Origin of the sequence: Escherichia sp. KCJ4928 (assembly GCF_004352695.1) — a bacterium.
Taxonomy (GTDB): domain Bacteria; phylum Pseudomonadota; class Gammaproteobacteria; order Enterobacterales; family Enterobacteriaceae; genus ECMA0423.
This window is the reverse complement of record NZ_SJWV01000332.1, coordinates 1-2,422: the sequence shown is the minus strand read 5'-3', so window position 1 is coordinate 2,422 and position 2,422 is coordinate 1. Positions and strand designations below refer to the sequence as shown.

Genomic DNA, 2,422 nt, shown 5'->3' with positions numbered 1-2,422 from the left:
AAAAAGGAATAAAACTCAGGAATAAAACCCACAAAAATACACGTGTTCTGATGACAAAAATCTTGATCTACTTGTTCTCATAAAAACCACCAGAAGGGACCGAGGGTACAAGAGAGGGTACATTTTTTATCAAACCAAATAAACGAGATTAATATCAATATGATAAATGAAATCTTCGATTCCGAGTCCGGCACCAAATTCATATAAACGGACCTCCACGGAGGTCCGTTTTTCGTTTCAGGACGCCACGATTTAAGCGTTCTGCCTCCAAATCAATTCTCCCGAACTCAACCAGATTCTCCCCTCATCACCAGCAATTTGCGGGCATATCCCAATTCGGGAAAATTTGTTCCTGAGCGATAGCACTAACTGACGTGAAATGTCGTGCGGCCCCGTGATGTTGTTGAACGTCAAATGACGTCATCAGGAGCGTAACGCATCCATAAAGCACAACACCGGTCTGAACGCCGACTGATGAGATTTTCTGAATGAGAACAAAGAGAAATGTATCAGTCCGCTTGCTCATGCAAAGACTAACAATCCATTAAAATAGTAAGCGCTCCGGACAATTTTCCATGGATTATTTTCTGAACATTTTTCTTTGGCAAAGATGATGAATTTTGATGGTAAGGAATATTACTTCTGGTTCTCAGTAAAATCCTTTCGTAATACTATGTAATCAAGAAGTTTATGGCTGGTAAAAATAACGTCTTGCATTCACCAATAATATGTAAATAAACCCATCTATAGATGGTAAAAATAGGTTGTGGCAATTATCATTGCATCATTCCCTTTTCGAATGAGTTTCTATTATGCAACAACCTGTAGTTCGCGTTGGCGAATGGCTTGTTACTCCGTCCATAAACCAAATTAGCCGCAATGGGCGTCAACTTACCCTTGAGCCGAGATTAATCGATCTTCTGGTTTTCTTTGCTCAACACAGTGGCGAAGTACTTAGCAGGGATGAACTTATCGATAATGTCTGGAAGAGAAGTATTGTCACCAATCATGTTGTGACGCAGAGTATCTCAGAACTACGTAAGTCATTAAAAGATAATGATGAAGATAGTCCTGTCTATATCGCTACTGTACCAAAGCGCGGCTATAAATTAATGGTGCCGGTTATCTGGTACAGCGAAGAAGAGGGAGAGGAAATAATGCTATCTTCGCCTCCCCCTATACCAGAGGCGGTTCCTGCCACAGATTCTCCCTCCCACAGTCTTAACATTCAAAACACCGCAACGCCACCTGAACAATCCCCAGTTAAAAGCAAACGATTCACTACCTTTTGGGTATGGTTTTTTTTCCTGTTGTCGTTAGGTATCTGTGTAGCACTGGTAGCGTTTTCAACTCTTGATACACGGCTTCCTATGAGCAAATCGCGTATTTTGCTCAATCCACGCGATATTGACATTAATATGGTAAATAAAAGTTGTAACAGCTGGAGTTCCCCGTATCAGCTCTCTTACGCGATAGGCGTGGGTGATTTGGTGGCGACATCACTTAACACCTTCTCCACCTTTATGGTGCATGACAAAATCAACTACAACATTGATGAACCGAGCAGTTCCGGTAAAACATTATCTATTGCGTTTGTTAATCAGCGCCAATACCGTGCTCAACAATGCTTTATGTCGATAAAATTGGTAGACAATGCAGATGGTTCAACCATGCTGGATAAACGTTATGTCATCACTAACGGTAATCAGCTGGCGATTCAAAATGATTTACTGGAGAGTTTATCAAAAGCGTTAAACCAACCGTGGCCACAACGAATGCAGGAGACGCTCCAGCAAATTTTGCCTCATCGTGGTGCGTTATTAACTAATTTTTATCAGGCACATGATTATTTACTGCATGGCGATGATAAATCATTGAACCGTGCCAGTGAATTATTAGGTGAGATTGTTCAATCATCCCCAGAATTTACCTACGCGAGAGCAGAAAAAGCATTAGTTGATATCGTGCGCCATTCTCAACATCCTTTAGATGAAAAACAATTAGCAGCACTGAACACAGAAATAGATAACATTGTTACACTACCGGAATTGAATAACCTGTCCATTATATATCAAATAAAAGCGGTCAGTGCTCTGGTAAAAGGTAAAACAGATGAGTCTTACCAGGCGATAAATACTGGCATTGATCTTGAAATGTCCTGGCTAAATTATGTATTGCTTGGCAAGGTTTATGAAATGAAGGGGATGAACCGGGAAGCAGCTGATGCATATCTCACCGCCTTTAATTTACGCCCAGGGGCAAACACCCTTTACTGGATTGAAAATGGTATATTCCAGACTTCTGTTCCTTATGTTGTACCTTATCTCGACAAATTTCTCGCTTCAGAATAAGTAACTCCGGGTTGATTTATGCTCTGGAATATTTGTTGTTGAGTTTTTGTATGTTCCCGTTGGTATAATAT

Annotated in this window: 1 protein-coding gene and 1 pseudogene; both read left to right on the top strand. The window is 40.7% G+C overall.

Features of this window, described 5'->3' with window-relative positions:
• Positions 1-438 precede the first annotated feature (438 nt).
• Positions 439-553 (top strand): annotated as a pseudogene (locus E0D98_RS28570) (integrase); the annotation flags it as partial.
• 259 nt (positions 554-812) lie between these two features.
• A complete protein-coding gene (gene cadC, locus E0D98_RS23325; protein ID WP_001187182.1) occupies positions 813-2,351 on the top strand; it encodes a lysine decarboxylation/transport transcriptional activator CadC in 1,539 nt (512 codons plus the stop codon).
• The last annotated feature ends 71 nt before the right edge of the window (positions 2,352-2,422 follow it).

What these genes read in the sequence shown, in the direction of transcription:
- cadC (WP_001187182.1), top strand. Translation starts at nt 813, where the DNA reads ATGCAACAACCTGTAGTTCGCGTTGGCGAATGGCTTGTTACTCCGTCC.